Below are 15641 nucleotides of genomic sequence, written 5' to 3' on the forward strand. Positions count from 1 at the left end.
ATGAAAAATGTAGCACATCAGATTGTTGACCTTTTAAAGAATGCGGGAATTAAGCGTATTTATGCCGTAACGGGCGATAGTTTAAATTTTTTCAACGAAGCGGTCCACGCCGATGGAACGATGCAATGGATACATGTAAGACATGAAGAAGCTGGAGCATTTGCCGCAACAGCAGAAGCAGATTTACATGGGATTGCCTGTTGTGCCGGTAGCAGTGGACCGGGGCATGTGCATCTGATCAATGGTGTGTATGAAGCCCACAAAACGCGTGTACCGATGCTTGTGATTGCGTCGACGTGTGCTACATACGAGTTTGGAACAGATTATTTTCAAGAAACCAATCCAATCAAATTGTTTGATGATTGTTCTTGCTACAATCAAATGATCACCCGGCCTGAGCAGGTGCAGCGCATGGTTCAGAATGCGCTTCAACAAGCCATATCTAAACGGGATGTTGCTGTTATCGGGCTTCCTGGGGACGTCTCTGAAATGGAGGCGGTCGATATGAATACATCGTCGAAAGTATTTTTTACTGAGCCTCAGGTGAGACCTTCGGACATGGAAATCGGTCGTCTTGCACAGTATATCAATCAGGCCGAAAAAGTGACTTTATTTTGCGGTGTAGGTGCAAAAAAAGCACAAAAGCAGATTGTTGAATTATCGCAAAAGATCCAAGCGCCAGTTGGCTATTCTTTTAAAGCAAAGCTGGATATTCAGCGCGATAACCCCAACGAAATTGGTATGACCGGACTGTTAGGTATGGCTTCGGCTTTTCAAAGTATGCATCAATCGGATCTTATTTTACTTCTAGGGACCGACTTTCCTTATAAGGATTTTATACCTACGAATAAAACCATTATTCAGATTGACATTGAAGGTGAAAAGCTAGGACGTCGATCTATAGTAGATTATGGGCTGGTAGGAGATATCGAACATACCTTAAAAGCTGTATTGCCCTTTATAGAGGCGCGATCCGATACGGAATTTCTAGATAAGCAGTTGGAGTCGTACGCGAAGGTGAAGGAAGATTTAATGACTTACGTAGACGATCGGGGTAGCGAATGTGCTATTCAACCTGAATTTGTTGCCCATGCAATTGATCAGAAGGCCAGTGATGATGCTGTTTTTTTGCTGGATACAGGAATGTGCTGTGTTTGGGGAGCGCGTTATATTAACCAGCGCAAGGACCGTATTATGTTGGGTTCCTTCAATCATGGTTCTATGGCAAATGCCATGCCGATGGCTATTGGAGCAGCATTGACACATCCCGAACGCCAAATTATTGCGTTTTGCGGTGATGGGGGATTGTCTATGTTACTGGGGGATCTTGCAACAATAAAGCAATATAACTTACCTATTAAAATCGTTGTTTTCAACAACCGCTCACTTGGTATGGTCAAGTTGGAAATGCAGGTGGCAGGTTTGAAAGATCAGGAAACCAATATGGTGAACCCCGACTTTGCTCTGATTGCGCAGGCGATGGGTATCCGCGCATTTACAGTAACGCAGCCCGAAGATGTGGATAGGGTACTTAACGAAGCACTCAACATCACCGATGAGCCCGTTTTGCTGGATATTTATACCAATCCGAATGCGCTTGCCATGCCCCCAAAAATATCATTTAGCCAAATGAAAGGCATGACAGAAAGCATGGCTAAGTTGATGTTATCGGGTAATTTTGAAGAAGTATGGGATACCATTAAGTCGAATTATAAGCATTTAAAGTCGCTTTAGTTATTGCTGAGAAACTGGTCAAGAAACACACAATGCCCTCGAAAATCAGCTTCGAGGGCATTGTGTTAAAGTAGAATTTGGAAGAAATATTATCTTAATATTGACGTTGAACAAACCATAGGCTTTTCAGTAACTCTTCCTTACAGCGTCTGAGTTTTTCAATTTTCGATTCTGGAGAAATTCCAACTTGCTCATTAACAATAATAGCTAAGTCTGTTTCAATCGACAATTTTGTGAGTGAATTACATCCACTATCAAATTTCTTAAAGCTTACATCTTTCATACTAATATTGGTTAAGAATTCCTGAATTTTATCACGTACAATTTACTAATAAAAATTAGCTTTACAATAAGCCTTCGATAATTTTATTGTTACTAAATTGTTTATTTTTAATAGCTTATCGGTAACATTGATAGCCTATTTTATTTAATAGATAAACAATTTTTACATTTTTTTGTTTTGTGAATTTTAAAATTCTAAATGTTAGTTATTTAAAACAAAATTTATTTTGAATTGCTTTTTATAGTGTAGATAAAAAATACAATATGAGAATAATCAATTTTGGATTTATACTATTGCTGTGTAGCACTGCTTGCCACCAAGAAAAGAAAAACCAGGAGTCTTCAACGAAGCGGGATACTACTGTGTATGATGCTCGACCATTGGAAGGTTCGATACCTTCTACCGGAAAGAGTACTTATCAATACCTTAAAAATGGCGATACAATTTCATTGGCAGTCGTTATCGACGGGGAGAAGGTAAATGGTGATTTAAGCTATGCCTGGAAGGAAAAAGACCGTAACACGGGACATATTGAAGGGGAATTAAAAGGCGATCTATTACTGGCTGATTATACCTTTTCTTCTGAGGGACAGGAATCTGTCCGACAGGTAGCGTTTAAACTCTCCAAGGAGCATGCGCTGGAAGGTTATGGCGCAATGGAGGAAAAAGCTGGAAAAATGTCTTTTGTTGATATAAACAAGCTAGCATTTGATGAAAAATTCCCGCTAAGAAATGTATCTGGAGATAAATGAGATTAGCTTTGGGATAAAAATTAGTAGGCCGACTAGTAATGCTGTGATGCTGCTTATCATCACAGCAGCTGCGGCTACATCTTTAATCTTTTTTATGGTTGGGTTTTCCTCGTTACAGGTAAAGTCTGCTATATTTTCCACCGCGGTGTTTAATAGCTCACAGACGAACACGAAGCCAATGGAAAATAGCACGGCGATCCATTCGTTTACACTGATGTTAAGTATAATGGAGAGAATTAAGGCGATAACAGCCGCTACGCTGTGCACCCTGAAATTGTGTTCCTCCTGCCAAGCAGTCTTTATTCCGTTGAAAGCATAGCGAAAACTCTTTAATCTTGCACTAAATGAAAAGCTATCTTTTGCCATTGTTGTCATTTCTATTTGATATAAAGATAATGCTTTATGAGGGTCTAGGATGCACGATTTTTAGTCTTTTTTTACACCAAGCTAACCCTGTTATACTATTCATTTTATCTCGTGTTTTAAATCTAAGTCTACTTTGTCCTCCTTTTCTTTCGAATGCCTCCTAATTTTCATTAAATTGCTGTATGATCTATAATTTTGACAAAACAATTGTTCGTCGTGGTACCGATTCAGTCAAATGGAATCAGCAGAACTATGAAGATTTGATTCCGCTTTGGGTGGCAGATATGGATTTTCATGCAGCACAACCTATCGTAAATGCACTGTCAGAACGGGTTCAGCATGCCATATATGGTTATGCTTCTGTCCCTTTTGCGTTTTACAGGGCGATTATGAACTGGTCTTTTCAACGGCATAAATTTGCCCTTCAGCAGGAATGGCTGCTCCCTGTTATTGGTGTTGTACCGGCACTTTCGGCTTTAGTTAAAGCATTTACCGCTCCTGGTGACAAGATTCTGGTTCAGGAACCTGTCTATCATTGTTTTTTTTCCGTTATTGAACGTAATGGGGCGGAGGTTGTATCCAATGACTTAAAGTATCACGATGGGCAGTATAGCATCGACTTTGAGGATTTTGAATTTAAGGCAAGCGACCCGAGAGTTAAGGTATTTATCTTTTGCAGCCCCCATAATCCCGCAGGACGGGTTTGGACTCGAGCGGAATTAGAACGTTTAGGAGATATCTGCTTGCGGCATCATGTTTTAGTTATTTCAGACGAAATTCATTGTGATTTGGTATTTGATGGCTATACGCATATTCCATTTGGAAGTATCAGCGCTTCCTTTTTGGCAAATTCAATTACCTGCATTGCGCCGAGCAAAACCTTTAACTTGGCAGGCTTACAGGTTGCTACGGTCGTTGCAGCAGATCCTGAGCTCAAGAAGAAGGTCCAGCTCGCTTTTCTTGCGAATGAGATTAGTAGTGTAAGCCCCTTCGCCATAACAGGTTTGATCGCCGCATATGAATCGGGTGGGGAGTGGTTGGATCAGGCGTTAGATTATATTCACGCCAATTATTTGTATTTAAAAGATTTTATGACTGAGCATCTTTCGGCTTTGCATGTACTTCCTTTGGAAGGCACCTATCTTGTATGGTTAGATTGTAGTGCTCTGGGCGTTTCAAGTCGAAAATTGGGACAGCTGTTATTGGAAGAAGTGCATGTTCAGGTTAACGTAGGAGCAATGTACGGAAAAGGGAGCGACACCTTTATCCGGCTAAATATTGCCTGTTCAAGGGATGTTTTAACCAGCGGCTTATTGCGGTTAAAAACAGTTTTTTTACCGTTACTGCAAGCTGGGCAATAGTGGATAGTCATCCCGACACGAAAGTAAGCTATTCGCGCGGGTGTTGACATCATCGTGTCGGGACGAACAAAAAAACCGCTACATTAGACGATGCAGCGGTTTTTTTGAGACTTGTTTCAGTGCATATTAAATACCCATTTCTTTCAGAATGAACTGTGCATTATCAATTTTATCGGCAACCCAAAGGACATAACGTATGTCTACGCCGATGGATCTACTATAGCTTTCGTTCCAGGCGAAATCATTGATTGTTGCGTCATAGGCACGATCAAAATTTACGCCGATCAATTCGCCATTGGCATTCATAATTGGAGATCCTGAATTTCCTCCGGTCGTATCCATATCATATAAAATATTCACAGGGACAGATCCGAGATCTTTTTGCAGGTAAGGTCCAAAATTTTTGTTGAGATAAGCTGTTTTGATTTCTTGTGGATATTCAAACTCAGGTAAGCCCAGGTTTCCTTTTTGAATGATTCCTTCGATCGTGGTGAACGGTTTCATATAGGTTGCGTCAGCAGGAGAATAACCTTTGATGTGACCATAAGTCAAGCGTAAGGTAGAGTTTGCATCCGGAATAAAGTTTTTGGCCTGAAAGATTTCCTTAACAGCGACATAATCGCCCATTAATTTGTTGAGTACTCCTTCGCGTCTTTTCTGCTCAGCCGCGTACTCGAAGATATCGTTATGTAGCTTATCCTGGAAATCCAATAATTCGTCGTTAAATTTTAGAAGCGCATCGGCATTGGCCAAGACGGTATTCAGTACATATTGTTGATCGCCAAGTTTGCTATTCTGAATGATTTCAGTCGCAAACTGCTGCGCTTTTTCATTGTTGACTTGCAATTTCTGAATAGAGGCAAGTTGATTTTTGCCCTGAAAGGCAACGGCATCTTCCAACATTTTAGCGAAAATCCGCCTATCGGCCTGTTTATTATAACTTTCGTAAGTTTCGTTGAGAGCCGTTTTTAATTTTTCGATATTGAGATCGAACAATTGTTTGGCCGATTGGGGTGACCTCTCCTTGGCCAAGAAGGCTTTCAACATGTTGATATCGCGAGCGACTTTCAATAGGCTCGTGCTGTTGTAAATGTTGTTGATCCAAAGCTCCTTTAGCGCATCTTGATCACTCAGCTGGTAATAAGCGTCAATTTCAGCAAGGAGGTTTCCATATTTATTTTTAAGTTCGGGCTTACTTAGAATAAATTCCGCCAATGCTTCGTCTTCCTGTTTTTTTGTCGAAAGCAGGTTGATACCTTTTAAACCCTTGAGTTTGCCACGATAGTTCTTTAATACATTGGCATTGCGTTTTATACGAGTGGCTAAGGATAATGCAATATCAGTATTGTCTTTTCCAGCTTCTTCCATTTGTCTATTTTGGAAGTCGTATAGATTGGATACGTAAGGTAAAAGATATTCTTGTTGATATCGGATATATTGCGCTGGGCGGTGGCGGAATGTTTTTCCGGGATAGCCGAGTATAAAAGTAAAATCATTTTCCCGTACGCCATTTGGATTGATCTTAAGGTGTTTTTTGGGCTGGTAGGGAACGTTATCTTTTGAATAAGGAGCAGATTTTCCGTTTTTGTCTACGTATGCCCTCAAAAAAGAGTAATCTCCAGTGTGGCGAGGCCATACCCAGTTGTCTGTTTCTCCACCAAATTCGCCGATATTTTGACGGGGAATATAAACTAGACGAACATCCTCGATCGTTTTATAGCGAAACAACACATAACTTTTTCCGATAAACATTTCCGACACTTCGGCTTTAATGGTTGGATCCTCTTTTTCAGCTTGTTTAACTAGTTCCTGTTGTTTACGTTTTATGGTATTGATGCGTTCTACAGGATCGCTGATATTGGCCACAGCATTCAATATTTTGGCTGAAACATCTTCGTAAGAATCGGTGATTCTGATTTTTAATCCTTTAGCTTCAATCTCTTGTTCTTGGTTTTGCGCGACAAAACCATTTTTCAGGTAATTGTTTATTGCTGTACTGGCAAGCTGCACAGCCGAAAAGGCACAGTGGTGATTGGTTATGATCAGTCCACGATTGGAGACAAACGATCCTGTACATCCGCTGACTTGAACAAGGGCATCTACCAGACCGATCTGGCCAGGGTTGTAAATGTCTTTCTCACTGATCTTTAGTCCAGCTTTCTTCAACCCAGCCCTATTTAATTCACTTAATGGAAACATTCCCTCGTCCGGATTCGCCTTGGTATAAGAGCTATTTGCCACGGTTAAGAATAAAGCTAGCGCAATTGTCGTATGATTTATAAACTTCATAGGATTTTAACTATCAACTGTTGTAAATCTCCAAATTTAAGAAAAGCATTTTGATGAAATCGATTTTTTATGCGAACAAATGTAACAATAGTGGATATATAGGGCTTTTTTGGCAAGGTATTTATTGTATAATGTACGAGCCAAATACTTATGCTGAGTTTAATTATAAAGGATTTGACTATGGTTTACGACAGGATTCGTAGTTTTGTGCTTTAAAGATAGTAAGATGACCTTAATCCAATTGGAATATATTGTAGCTGTTGATACCTACCGAAGTTTTGTTGCAGCTGCCGAAAAATGTTTTGTCACGCAGCCAACATTGAGCATGCAAATTCAAAAACTTGAAGAGTCTTTAGGAGCGAAAATCTTTGATCGCAGTCGACAGCCTGTTATTCCAACAGAAATCGGCGAGAAAATTATTCTTCAGGCTCGACTAGTCTTAACAGAAAGCCGGAAGATCAATGAAATTGTTCAAGATAAAAAAGGAGAAATTGAAGGCACCTTAAAGGTCGGTGTCATTCCAACAATTGCCCCTTATTTACTTCCCAATGTGTTGGCCACATTTATGGAGAAGTATCCGAAACTACAATTGCAGATATGGGAATATACGACAGAACGAATTGTCCATGAATTGAAAGTCGGACTTTTGGATTGTGGTGTGTTGTCAACTCCGTTAAATGACCCTGGGATATTGGAATCGCCTTTGTTTTATGAAAACTTTGTTGCTTATATTTCGACCAATAGTTCCCTATTTTCAAAGAAAATACTTAGTGGTGATGATATTGCTGACGATAAGCTTTGGTTACTTAATGAAGGCCATTGCATGCGCGGTCAAGTACTTAATATTTGTCACCACAAGCACAATCAAGATCTTACAGGAAGATTCGAGTACAATACGGGTAGTGTAGAGACGTTAAAGCGCATGGTGGATGTCAACGACGGAATCACGATATTGCCAGAATTATCGATTTGGGATTATTCTGATGAACAATTGGATCGGATCCGTTATTTCAAATCGCCAGAACCGGTACGGGAAATATCCTTGGTAACGACCCAAAATTATGTCAAAAGACATGCAATCCAGGCCTTAGAAAAAGAAATACTAGCCGTAGTGCCTGATAAATTTAAAACAAAAAAGAAGAAGGAAGTGTTGAGCTTTCAATAAGATGATATGGGAAACCTCAAAGGACGTTTTTTTAGAAAGATAGACCAAATTAACCAATGGCGGATGAAAAAAGTTTCGAACAGAAATTTTATCATTCTATTGGCATTTTTGGTGGGAATTGTTGGCGGTATCATGGCGTCTGTGCTGAAGAGGCTGACTCATTTTATTGCGGCAACTATACAAGATGATATTGATTGGAAGGTAAAGTACTCAGTCTATTTGATTTTTCCATTGATCGGGATCTTGCTTAGTGTATTTTTTGTCCGCAAGTTTTTAAAAGGGAAGAAGATGGAGCACGGTATTACACCGATCATCTATGCCATTAGTCGCAAGGGAAGCCGGTTAGACCCGAGTAATATTTATTCTCAGGTAGTCACCTCTGCCATTACTGTGGGTTTTGGTGGATCTTGTGGTTTGGAGGCTCCAGTTGCTTTGGGTGGGTCTTCTATTGGTTCTAATATAGCCCGCTTTTTTGGTTTACAGTATAAGGAAGTCACCATGTTATTGGCTTGCGGAGCCGCAGCGGGAATTTCAGGGGCGTTCAACAGCCCTTTGGCGGGAATGATTTTTGCGATTGAGATTTTACTGCCTGAATTTTCTATTCCTGTGTTTATTCCTTTATTAATTTCCTCGGCCCTGGCTTCAGTAGTGTCGCGAGTCTTGTACAATGAACCTCTATTTAGTACGTTTAATTCCGATTGGCAGGTTTCGGCGTTACTATTTTATTTGCTGCTGGCGGTACTTATTGGTCTTTATACTATTTATTTTGCGCGTGTTTCCAGAACTGTTGGAAAATGGTTTGCAAACATTAAGAATCCCTATAACAAAGTTTGGGTGAGTGGTATTTCCTTAGGTCTGATGATTTTTATATTTCCCGCATTGTACGGTGAGGGATACATTACCATACAGCAAATTCTCAACGGGCAGTTTAACTCGATTGTTAAAAACAGCTTGTTTTCGAATTATAAGGACATTGGCTTAGTAGTCTTTGGTTATACGATATTGACGTTATTTGGAAAATCCTTTGCTGCATTGTTTACATTGAATGGGGGAGGCAACGGGGGCGTTTTTGGCCCAAGTTTGGTAATGGGAGGCCTGTTGGGCTTTGCGTTTTCATACGGTATAAACTTGACTGGAATTGCCGAGTTAAATGTGCCAAATTTTGTGGTAGCGGGAATGGCTGGTGCTTTGAGTGGCATTATGCATGCTCCGTTAACCGGTATATTTTTGATTGCAGAGGTGACCGGAGGTTACACATTAATGGTCCCGTTGATGTTGGTATGTTCAATTTCTTATTTGATCAATCGGACCGTATTGAAACACTCCATTTATACTAAAGTATTGGCGGAATCTGGGGATCTGATTTCATATGAGGATAAGGATCGATCGGTACTAAGTATGATGCGAATAAAATATGTATTGGAAACTAATTTTGTCATCCTGCGTCCTGATGAAACACCTAAAAGTAGGCAAACGGACATTATCCATAGTAAGCGTAATATCTTTCCGGTGGTCGATTACGAGGGCAAATTTATTGGGCTTCTTTATAGCGAGTTTCTATTTTCAGCGTTATTGGGCGAAGTAGAGGGGGGAGATACGACCTTTGAAAAATTAGCTCAGAAGCCAAATGATACAGTAGGAATCAATGAAAATATGGAAATTGTGATGGCCAAAATGAATAAGGATGATACCTGGATACTTCCTGTTTTAGGGGCCGAAAACAAATATATGGGCTTCGTCTCCAAATCGAGTGTATTTAATAAGTACCGCGCATTACTGATACGTCAGGGACATTATTTGGAATAGCTAGAACACGTCATCTTCGGTATAAGCTTTCTCGGGTAGATTTAGACCCGAGGAAGCTTTAAGAATTTCTTAACCACGCAAAGCCATGATCTTGCTGACATATTTCCCGATGATATCAAACTCGAGATTGACTGTGCTACCTACTTCCACATGTTGCAAGTTGGTATGTTCGAGTGTATAGGGAATGATCGCGACGGAAAATTGATCGTCTCTTGAATCTACGACTGTCAAGCTGATACCATTTACAGTAATGGATCCCTTTTCTACGGTAATATTTTGTTTAGAGATATCGTATTGAAAGGTAAAAACATAACTACCATTTTCGTCTCGCTTGGCTATGCAACAGGCAACCTGATCAACGTGCCCTTGTACGATATGTCCATCAAATCTGCCACCAGCCAAGGTACAGCGCTCTAGGTTAATCAAGTCTCCCACCTTTAATTGTGCCAAATTTGTCTTTTGCAGCGTTTCGTCAATTGCCGTTACCTGATGAAGATTGTTGTTCAATCCCACCACGGTAAGGCATACCCCATTGTGGCTCAGACTTTGGTCTATTTTAAGTTCATTGGAAATAGCGGAACTGACATAAAAATGAAGATTGCTTTTGTCCTGTTCGATATTTTCTATTTTTCCTAGCGTTTCTATAATTCCAGTAAACATGATGCTTTTTTTGATTGATTCAAAGTTACTAAATAATTAAATGAATCATCTATGTTTAGCTCCTACAAAAATGGGCAGTAAAGTTCATGAGTATAGCATTAAAAAAATGTGAAAAGATTGTAGTGTACATTTTACACTTACTAATCCTTTTGTGAAGGCTGTCCTAAAGCAAATTTATGGGAGTTGAAAAAAAATATAACAAAATTTTTGTTTATATCATTTGAACCATTATCTTTGTGATAGGTTTAGGTTGATTGCCTCTACAAAGAGGTATTTATAAAAGCTTAGCAGGTCGCCCGACCAATGCTAAGCTTTTTTTTTAGCACCTATTTTTCATAGTTATTCCACCACATTTTGAATGTACGTTTTTGCTTTCTTTGTTATATCGACACTTTGTGCGGATCAGGCATAGCAAGTATTCGTGAAGGTTTATTGAATAAAAGTATGGGGATATAACAAATTTACGCGCTGGTTAGCTCGTGCTGATTACGTAGATTGATGATGATTACAGCCGTTAAAATAAGCAGTATGCCAAACCACTGAAATCCCGTTACGACTTCCTGCAAAACAAACATGGCAGAGAGTGTTGAAATAGGAATCTCTAGGCTTGAAATTATATTACCCATTGCTATTCCAGTTTGAGGTATGCCTTTTGTAAATAATAAAGGCGGAAGGATGGTGCCAAAAATCGCAATAAGCAGTCCCCAGGGTAATGCTTCAATTTGCATATACCGGACGATATCAATATTCCAAAATACCACGATGAGTAATAGTCCGCCGAGAACTAGGAATTGGCTGCGCACTAGACTTGGTAATTGCTTCTCTATAGAACTTGACGCATAAATCGCTAGTGCATAACTTATCCCGGCTCCGAAACCTAATAGTATTCCTTTGTAGTTAAGGGCAATATCATTTTGCAATATATTAGTAGCAAAGGCAGTTCCGACTAGGACAATAATAACACCTATTATTTTTCCACGTGATGGGAATTTTTTTAGAAGCAATGCTTCTGCAACTAAACTAATCCAAATAGACTGCATCAGTAGAATAATCCCAATGGATACTGGAACGTATTGAATGGATAGATAATAAAGTGTTGTGGTCAGCCCTAGAGAAATGCCCCAGATCATCAATTTAATTTTCGATGAGAATTTGATGACGCTATATTCTTCTACGTTGCGTTTTGATAAAAGATTCAATGCCAGCAAAACGAGAAATCCGAACATAAATTGCAAAAAGGTCAACAAGCTGGTATGTATACCTAAATGATTGGCATATTTTACAATTGTTGCAAGAAGTCCGTAACTGCAAGCACCAGCAGCGACATAGAGTGTTGATTTATAGTCCTTCATTTTGAAAATAGTTTTGAAATAAAGCCAATTGCTGTGATAATGATTTGCTCCAGTAGGCTGTATCATGTCCTCCTTTTGATTCCATATATAAGTGCTCGATATTTTTGCTGGTCAGATGCTTATGAAATGTTCTGTTCATTACCAGGATTTGTTGGTCTTCGGTTCCACAATCGATAATATAGTGCTGCTCATTTTGCATCATCCTATCTTCATTGCTGTAAATCCGTTCGCTGTCGTTTAGAGCTTTTAAATCTCCCAGTACTTGGTCTACCTGATAGCCTTGATATCCTTTTCCGAAGCGATCGAAATCTATGGCACCGCAGGAGCTTCCGACAATTGAAAAGGTGTGCGGATAAGCTATACCGATGTGTAGTGCTCCATAACCACCCATGCTCCAGCCGAGTATCCCTCGAGCACTTTTATACGGTAAGGTAGGGTAGTGCTGGTCGATGTAGTTGACGAGTTCGGCACCGATAAAAGAGCTGTATTGTGAATGAGGATTTATGGGGCTATCGACGTACCAGGAATTGAAATTTCCATTGGGCAGGACATAAATAGTTTGAAATGTTTTTGCTTTTTGAAGTAAGTCGGGAATATCGTCCTGCAAAGTGCGGTCTGGATTGCCACTATAACCATGAAGAATATAGACCGTTTTATATTGAACTCCATGTTGGATGTCGGGTGTAACGATAATGGTCTCTATATTTTTGTCCATCTTTTCACTATGGACTTTTGTTCTGATTATCTGTTGAGCTGTTAGCGGTAGGATAAGAGCAGAGAGTAGGAGTGTGCATATTATTTTCATGTCCTAATAATTTATCTTTATAGGACAAAATTCTAAAGTTTAAATGTAGAAAACATGTACAAATGTTGATGGAATTATGATTTTAATTCTTTACGGATTCGGCTCAGCTGTGTTGGCGTTACTCCTAGATAAGACGCTATATGGTGTTGTTTCAGTCTTTTAAAAAGCGATTGATTTTTATAAAGCTCTATATACCGCTCTTTGGCAGATTTCCATTTGAGTTCAATTTCAAGTGGTTCTTTTTTTACGACCCAATTCTTTTCGAGATAAGCAATCTGAAAAAGTGCTAAATCATGGCGGGTTGCTATAAGTTCGCGAAACACTTTAGCGGAATACTGGATCAATTGGACATCTTCGAGTGCAACGATACTGAATTTACTTGGTTTTTCTTCGATGATTGCAGCAGTAGAAGCACAAAAGCTGTTTTCCTCGAAAAATAATTTGTAGACGATATTGCCGTCAGCATCCGGTCTATAATAGCCTAATAGTCCCTTGCAGACGAAGTAATAGTATTTCGCATATTCTCCAGCGCGTAGGATGAGTTCGTTTTTTTTGAACTGTTTTACATGAAAGATCGTTTTCAAAACTTCTGTTGTGGCCGGGCTAAGCGCCGCATAGCTATTCATTTCGAAGAGGAGTTTTTCTATCATCAGGAGCGGCTGTTAGTTTTTAATGCCTGTTAAGCCAATGGACAAAGTTAATGAAATGATCGCATGAATAACACTTTTTAGTGGATTGTATATTTCTTTATCTAAGTCGTTACGGTAGCCGATAAAAAGAGGATATTGCCTTCAAGAGCGTTTGTTCATTGGTGAAATCTGTACAAGGTGTTTTTTTCTGCTGGGGCGAAAAACCAATTTAGTACCTTCTTCAATCAAGCCCTTATTTTTTTCGCGAAACTCTTGCAGAGTAGTGCTCCTCCGGAAAGATTGTTTTTCCGGTATTGCTATCTTCGATTTCTTGCAAGAGCGCGTTTTGATCTATGCTGTTGCTATAATAAACCGTTGAATTTTGTACAGATAAACTGTTGTTTTACCCCTTTTAATCGGCAGTGTTGTACTTATACCCTTGTGCCTGATTTGTCAACGCGGTATCGTTCGCCGTTGAATTGTACCCATGCGTAGTCTTTTGTTCCAAATTTAATGATATCTAGACTGTTAACATGGAAAAGCTGGAAGTTGTAATCAGCTTCGAATAGGTCAGCTTTTTCAAAAACTGCTTTTGTCTTCATATTTAGGACTTTGTCACAGTAACCGTATAGGCTGTTACCGATGAGTACTGGAATTAAATCTGGATAGGCTAAATCAGTGTCCACTGATTTATCTTGGGGCAAGATTAGGCAGGTTCAAAATGGTCAAAATAAATAATGCAAAAATTTTCATCGGTTATCATAATTAGCGCGCATAACAAGATTATTAAATTGGCCTTTTTGAAAAAATCCATGGAAATAGGGGTTTTCATAAGACTCATCTAAACATTGACCGATTGGAATTTGGTATTGTAAAAGAATTGTTAGATTTGAGGACCGAATTGTACGTTAGATCCACGGAGTTCGAAAAAAATTAAGTGAGAAAGATTGGTAATATGACTCATGTTTTAACAAATTATCTGTTATCTATAACAGAACTGTCTGTGGAAGAAATTAGCTTTTCTGTACAGTTTTTCAAGCCGACTTACTTAAGAAAAGGTGATTTTTTTATCCGTGAGGATGAACCCTGCCGTTATATTGGATTTATCGCTAGCGGTGCTGTAAAAGCATACGCTTTAGATCGCGAAGGAACAGAAAATATAACCTGTTTTAAATTTGAAATTGAGTTTGTCACTTCTTTTTCGGAGTTTGTTGCGCAAAAAGAATCTAGAAGGAGTATTAGGGCAATCGAAGATAGTGTAATCTTTAGCATAAACTACGCCGATTACCAATATCTGCTACGCCAAGTGAATAGTTGGCATGGAGTTGTAAAATCTGTGATGGAGCGGGAGTATAGCCAAAAGGAAAGTTATCTGTTAAATTATAACAATAGGTCAGCTTTAGACAAGTATCGCTATGTGCTATTGAATGAGCCGATGCTGATCCAGCGGACTGCAACGCAGGATCTGGCATCGTATTTAGGTATTACACAGCGATCGCTTACCCGGGCGAAACATCAAATATTCCGATTGGGTATCTTATAGGACAAATGTCCTTTAATTCTTCTGATATGCGGTGTAGGTTTGCACAAAAAAACTATGTTACGTCAAATTGCTCGAGAAGTATTCCAGCTGTCACTGCTACCACGAAACAGTGTCAATTGCTATGTTATCGAAGGTGTATTGGTCGACTCCGGAATACGGAACTCCTATAGCTCTATCCAGAAAGCACTTCAGGAAATCCCCGTTTACCAGCATGTACTCACCCATGCTCATCCGGACCACCAAGGCTGTTCGGATCAGGTGTGCGCTGAGTTTGCGATCCCCTTATTATGTCATCCCGATGAAGTTTTTAGGACCGAAACGGGCTTGGTCACTAAAGACTATCCCAATCGGCATCATTGGATAGCAAAGCTACAGCAGAAGTATTGGGCAGGTCAGGGGCATGCCGTGAGCCGTACAGTTGTTGAAAATGATACGATTGGAAACTTTAGGATAATAGAGACGCCGGGACATTCTACTGGGCATATTTCTTTGTTCCGCGAACATGATGGTGTACTTATCATCGGTGATGCAGCAACAAATATGAGTTTGCTTACGACAAAGTCTGGTTTGCACCTGCCGCCAAATTTATTCACTTCGGATCAACAGCTCAACATTAGATCACTCGAGAAGTTAGCAAAACTGGCCCCATCCATTATCTGTTTTGGTCATGGCCCCGTTATGAGAAATACAGATCGGAAATTTGAGCGGTTCGTCACTGAATGCAGCAGTAAGTTTTAGTTTATTAGGAAAAATCAATTACGAATACCGACGAGCTTAAACAAAGAAAAGCTAATCGTAAGATTAGCTTTTCTTTTGTGATCCCGCTGGGATTCGAACCCAGGACCCATACATTAAAAGTGTATTGCTCTACCAGCTGAGCTACGGAATCTTACTTC

Annotated in this window: 15 protein-coding genes and 1 tRNA gene; 7 read left to right on the forward strand and 9 right to left on the reverse strand. The window is 39.6% G+C overall.

Annotated elements, in window-relative coordinates; translation table 11 throughout:
- On the forward strand, window positions 1-1734 hold the full coding sequence (locus J2X77_RS00540) for a thiamine pyrophosphate-dependent enzyme (RefSeq protein WP_209575608.1): 1734 nt from the start codon (window positions 1-3) through the stop codon (window positions 1732-1734).
- A 94-nt stretch (window positions 1735-1828) separates the two neighbouring features.
- On the opposite strand, the gene J2X77_RS00545 is transcribed toward J2X77_RS00540, so the two are convergent.
- Window positions 1829-2017 carry a hypothetical protein gene (locus J2X77_RS00545; RefSeq protein WP_209575606.1) on the reverse strand — a complete coding sequence of 63 codons (189 nt, stop codon included), beginning with the start codon at window positions 2015-2017 and terminating at the stop codon, window positions 1829-1831.
- A 263-nt stretch (window positions 2018-2280) separates the two neighbouring features.
- On the opposite strand from J2X77_RS00545, the gene J2X77_RS00550 reads away from it, so the two are divergent.
- Complete coding sequence (locus tag J2X77_RS00550) at window positions 2281-2769, forward strand: hypothetical protein (protein ID WP_209575604.1); 489 nt, start codon at window positions 2281-2283, stop codon at window positions 2767-2769.
- Here J2X77_RS00550 and J2X77_RS00555 read toward each other — a convergent pair.
- The gene (locus J2X77_RS00555; RefSeq protein WP_209575602.1) at window positions 2743-3135 is read right to left on the reverse strand and encodes a diacylglycerol kinase family protein; all 393 of its coding nucleotides are present in this window, start codon (window positions 3133-3135) and stop codon (window positions 2743-2745) included. The two genes, J2X77_RS00550 and J2X77_RS00555, sit on opposite strands and share 27 nt — an antisense overlap.
- A 182-nt stretch (window positions 3136-3317) precedes the next feature.
- On the opposite strand from J2X77_RS00555, the gene J2X77_RS00560 reads away from it, so the two are divergent.
- Window positions 3318-4496 (forward strand): MalY/PatB family protein, encoded by a 1179-nt coding sequence (locus J2X77_RS00560; RefSeq protein ID WP_209575600.1) that lies wholly within the window; start codon window positions 3318-3320, stop codon window positions 4494-4496.
- A 126-nt stretch (window positions 4497-4622) separates the two neighbouring features.
- On the opposite strand, the gene J2X77_RS00565 is transcribed toward J2X77_RS00560, so the two are convergent.
- Window positions 4623-6785 (reverse strand): S46 family peptidase, encoded by a 2163-nt coding sequence (locus J2X77_RS00565; protein WP_209575598.1) that lies wholly within the window; start codon window positions 6783-6785, stop codon window positions 4623-4625.
- A gap of 226 nt (window positions 6786-7011) precedes the next feature.
- Here J2X77_RS00565 and J2X77_RS00570 point away from each other — a divergent pair, with 226 nt between their 5' ends.
- Window positions 7012-7950, forward strand: a complete 939-nt coding sequence (locus J2X77_RS00570) for a hydrogen peroxide-inducible genes activator (RefSeq protein ID WP_209575595.1) — start codon at window positions 7012-7014, stop codon at window positions 7948-7950.
- A 6-nt stretch (window positions 7951-7956) separates the two neighbouring features.
- On the forward strand, window positions 7957-9756 hold the full coding sequence (locus tag J2X77_RS00575) for a chloride channel protein (RefSeq protein ID WP_209575593.1): 1800 nt from the start codon (window positions 7957-7959) through the stop codon (window positions 9754-9756).
- Window positions 9757-9825: 69 nt separating this feature from the next.
- Here J2X77_RS00575 and J2X77_RS00580 read toward each other — a convergent pair whose 3' ends face one another.
- The 5 genes from J2X77_RS00580 to J2X77_RS00600 form a co-directional block, all read right to left on the reverse strand.
- Window positions 9826-10416, reverse strand: a complete 591-nt coding sequence (locus J2X77_RS00580; protein ID WP_209575591.1) for a riboflavin synthase — start codon at window positions 10414-10416, stop codon at window positions 9826-9828.
- A 461-nt stretch (window positions 10417-10877) separates the two neighbouring features.
- Window positions 10878-11768 carry a DMT family transporter gene (locus J2X77_RS00585; protein WP_209575589.1) on the reverse strand — a complete coding sequence of 297 codons (891 nt, stop codon included), beginning with the start codon at window positions 11766-11768 and terminating at the stop codon, window positions 10878-10880.
- Window positions 11755-12573, reverse strand: coding sequence for an alpha/beta hydrolase family protein (locus J2X77_RS00590; RefSeq protein WP_209575587.1), 819 nt, complete (start codon window positions 12571-12573; stop codon window positions 11755-11757). The genes J2X77_RS00585 and J2X77_RS00590 overlap by 14 nt, the downstream gene beginning before the upstream one ends.
- 74 nt (window positions 12574-12647) lie before the next feature.
- Window positions 12648-13223 (reverse strand): Crp/Fnr family transcriptional regulator, encoded by a 576-nt coding sequence (locus tag J2X77_RS00595; RefSeq protein WP_209575584.1) that lies wholly within the window; start codon window positions 13221-13223, stop codon window positions 12648-12650.
- 410 nt (window positions 13224-13633) lie between these two features.
- The gene (locus J2X77_RS00600) at window positions 13634-13804 is read right to left on the reverse strand and encodes a hypothetical protein (RefSeq protein WP_209575582.1); all 171 of its coding nucleotides are present in this window, start codon (window positions 13802-13804) and stop codon (window positions 13634-13636) included.
- 401 nt (window positions 13805-14205) lie between these two features.
- Here J2X77_RS00600 and J2X77_RS00605 point away from each other — a divergent pair, with 401 nt between their 5' ends.
- Together J2X77_RS00605 and J2X77_RS00610 are read left to right on the forward strand one after the other, a co-directional pair.
- The gene (locus J2X77_RS00605) at window positions 14206-14745 is read left to right on the forward strand and encodes a Crp/Fnr family transcriptional regulator (RefSeq protein ID WP_310078514.1); all 540 of its coding nucleotides are present in this window, start codon (window positions 14206-14208) and stop codon (window positions 14743-14745) included.
- Window positions 14746-14799: 54 nt separating this feature from the next.
- The gene (locus tag J2X77_RS00610; protein WP_209575578.1) at window positions 14800-15483 is read left to right on the forward strand and encodes an MBL fold metallo-hydrolase; all 684 of its coding nucleotides are present in this window, start codon (window positions 14800-14802) and stop codon (window positions 15481-15483) included.
- A gap of 78 nt (window positions 15484-15561) precedes the next feature.
- On the opposite strand, the gene J2X77_RS00615 is transcribed toward J2X77_RS00610, so the two are convergent.
- Window positions 15562-15634: transfer RNA gene (locus J2X77_RS00615), tRNA-Lys, on the reverse strand.
- Window positions 15635-15641 lie beyond the last annotated feature (7 nt).

Source organism: Sphingobacterium sp. 2149 (assembly GCF_031455655.1).
GTDB lineage: Bacteria > Bacteroidota > Bacteroidia > Sphingobacteriales > Sphingobacteriaceae > Sphingobacterium.

Bases quoted from the DNA above. Each gene is read 5' to 3' on its own strand.
- J2X77_RS00575 (WP_209575593.1), top strand. From the start codon at position 7,957: ATGGGAAACCTCAAAGGACGTTTTTTTAGAAAGATAGACCAAATTAAC.
- J2X77_RS00585 (WP_209575589.1), bottom strand. From the start codon at position 11,768: ATGAAGGACTATAAATCAACACTCTATGTCGCTGCTGGTGCTTGCAGT.
- J2X77_RS00560 (WP_209575600.1), top strand. From the start codon at position 3,318: ATGATCTATAATTTTGACAAAACAATTGTTCGTCGTGGTACCGATTCA.
- J2X77_RS00590 (WP_209575587.1), bottom strand. From the start codon at position 12,573: ATGAAAATAATATGCACACTCCTACTCTCTGCTCTTATCCTACCGCTA.
- J2X77_RS00565 (WP_209575598.1), bottom strand. From the start codon at position 6,785: ATGAAGTTTATAAATCATACGACAATTGCGCTAGCTTTATTCTTAACC.
- J2X77_RS00610 (WP_209575578.1), top strand. From the start codon at position 14,800: ATGTTACGTCAAATTGCTCGAGAAGTATTCCAGCTGTCACTGCTACCA.
- J2X77_RS00545 (WP_209575606.1), bottom strand. From the start codon at position 2,017: ATGAAAGATGTAAGCTTTAAGAAATTTGATAGTGGATGTAATTCACTC.
- J2X77_RS00570 (WP_209575595.1), top strand. From the start codon at position 7,012: ATGACCTTAATCCAATTGGAATATATTGTAGCTGTTGATACCTACCGA.
- J2X77_RS00595 (WP_209575584.1), bottom strand. From the start codon at position 13,223: ATGATAGAAAAACTCCTCTTCGAAATGAATAGCTATGCGGCGCTTAGC.
- J2X77_RS00540 (WP_209575608.1), top strand. From the start codon at position 1: ATGAAAAATGTAGCACATCAGATTGTTGACCTTTTAAAGAATGCGGGA.
- J2X77_RS00550 (WP_209575604.1), top strand. From the start codon at position 2,281: ATGAGAATAATCAATTTTGGATTTATACTATTGCTGTGTAGCACTGCT.
- J2X77_RS00600 (WP_209575582.1), bottom strand. From the start codon at position 13,804: ATGAAGACAAAAGCAGTTTTTGAAAAAGCTGACCTATTCGAAGCTGAT.
- J2X77_RS00580 (WP_209575591.1), bottom strand. From the start codon at position 10,416: ATGTTTACTGGAATTATAGAAACGCTAGGAAAAATAGAAAATATCGAA.
- J2X77_RS00555 (WP_209575602.1), bottom strand. From the start codon at position 3,135: ATGGCAAAAGATAGCTTTTCATTTAGTGCAAGATTAAAGAGTTTTCGC.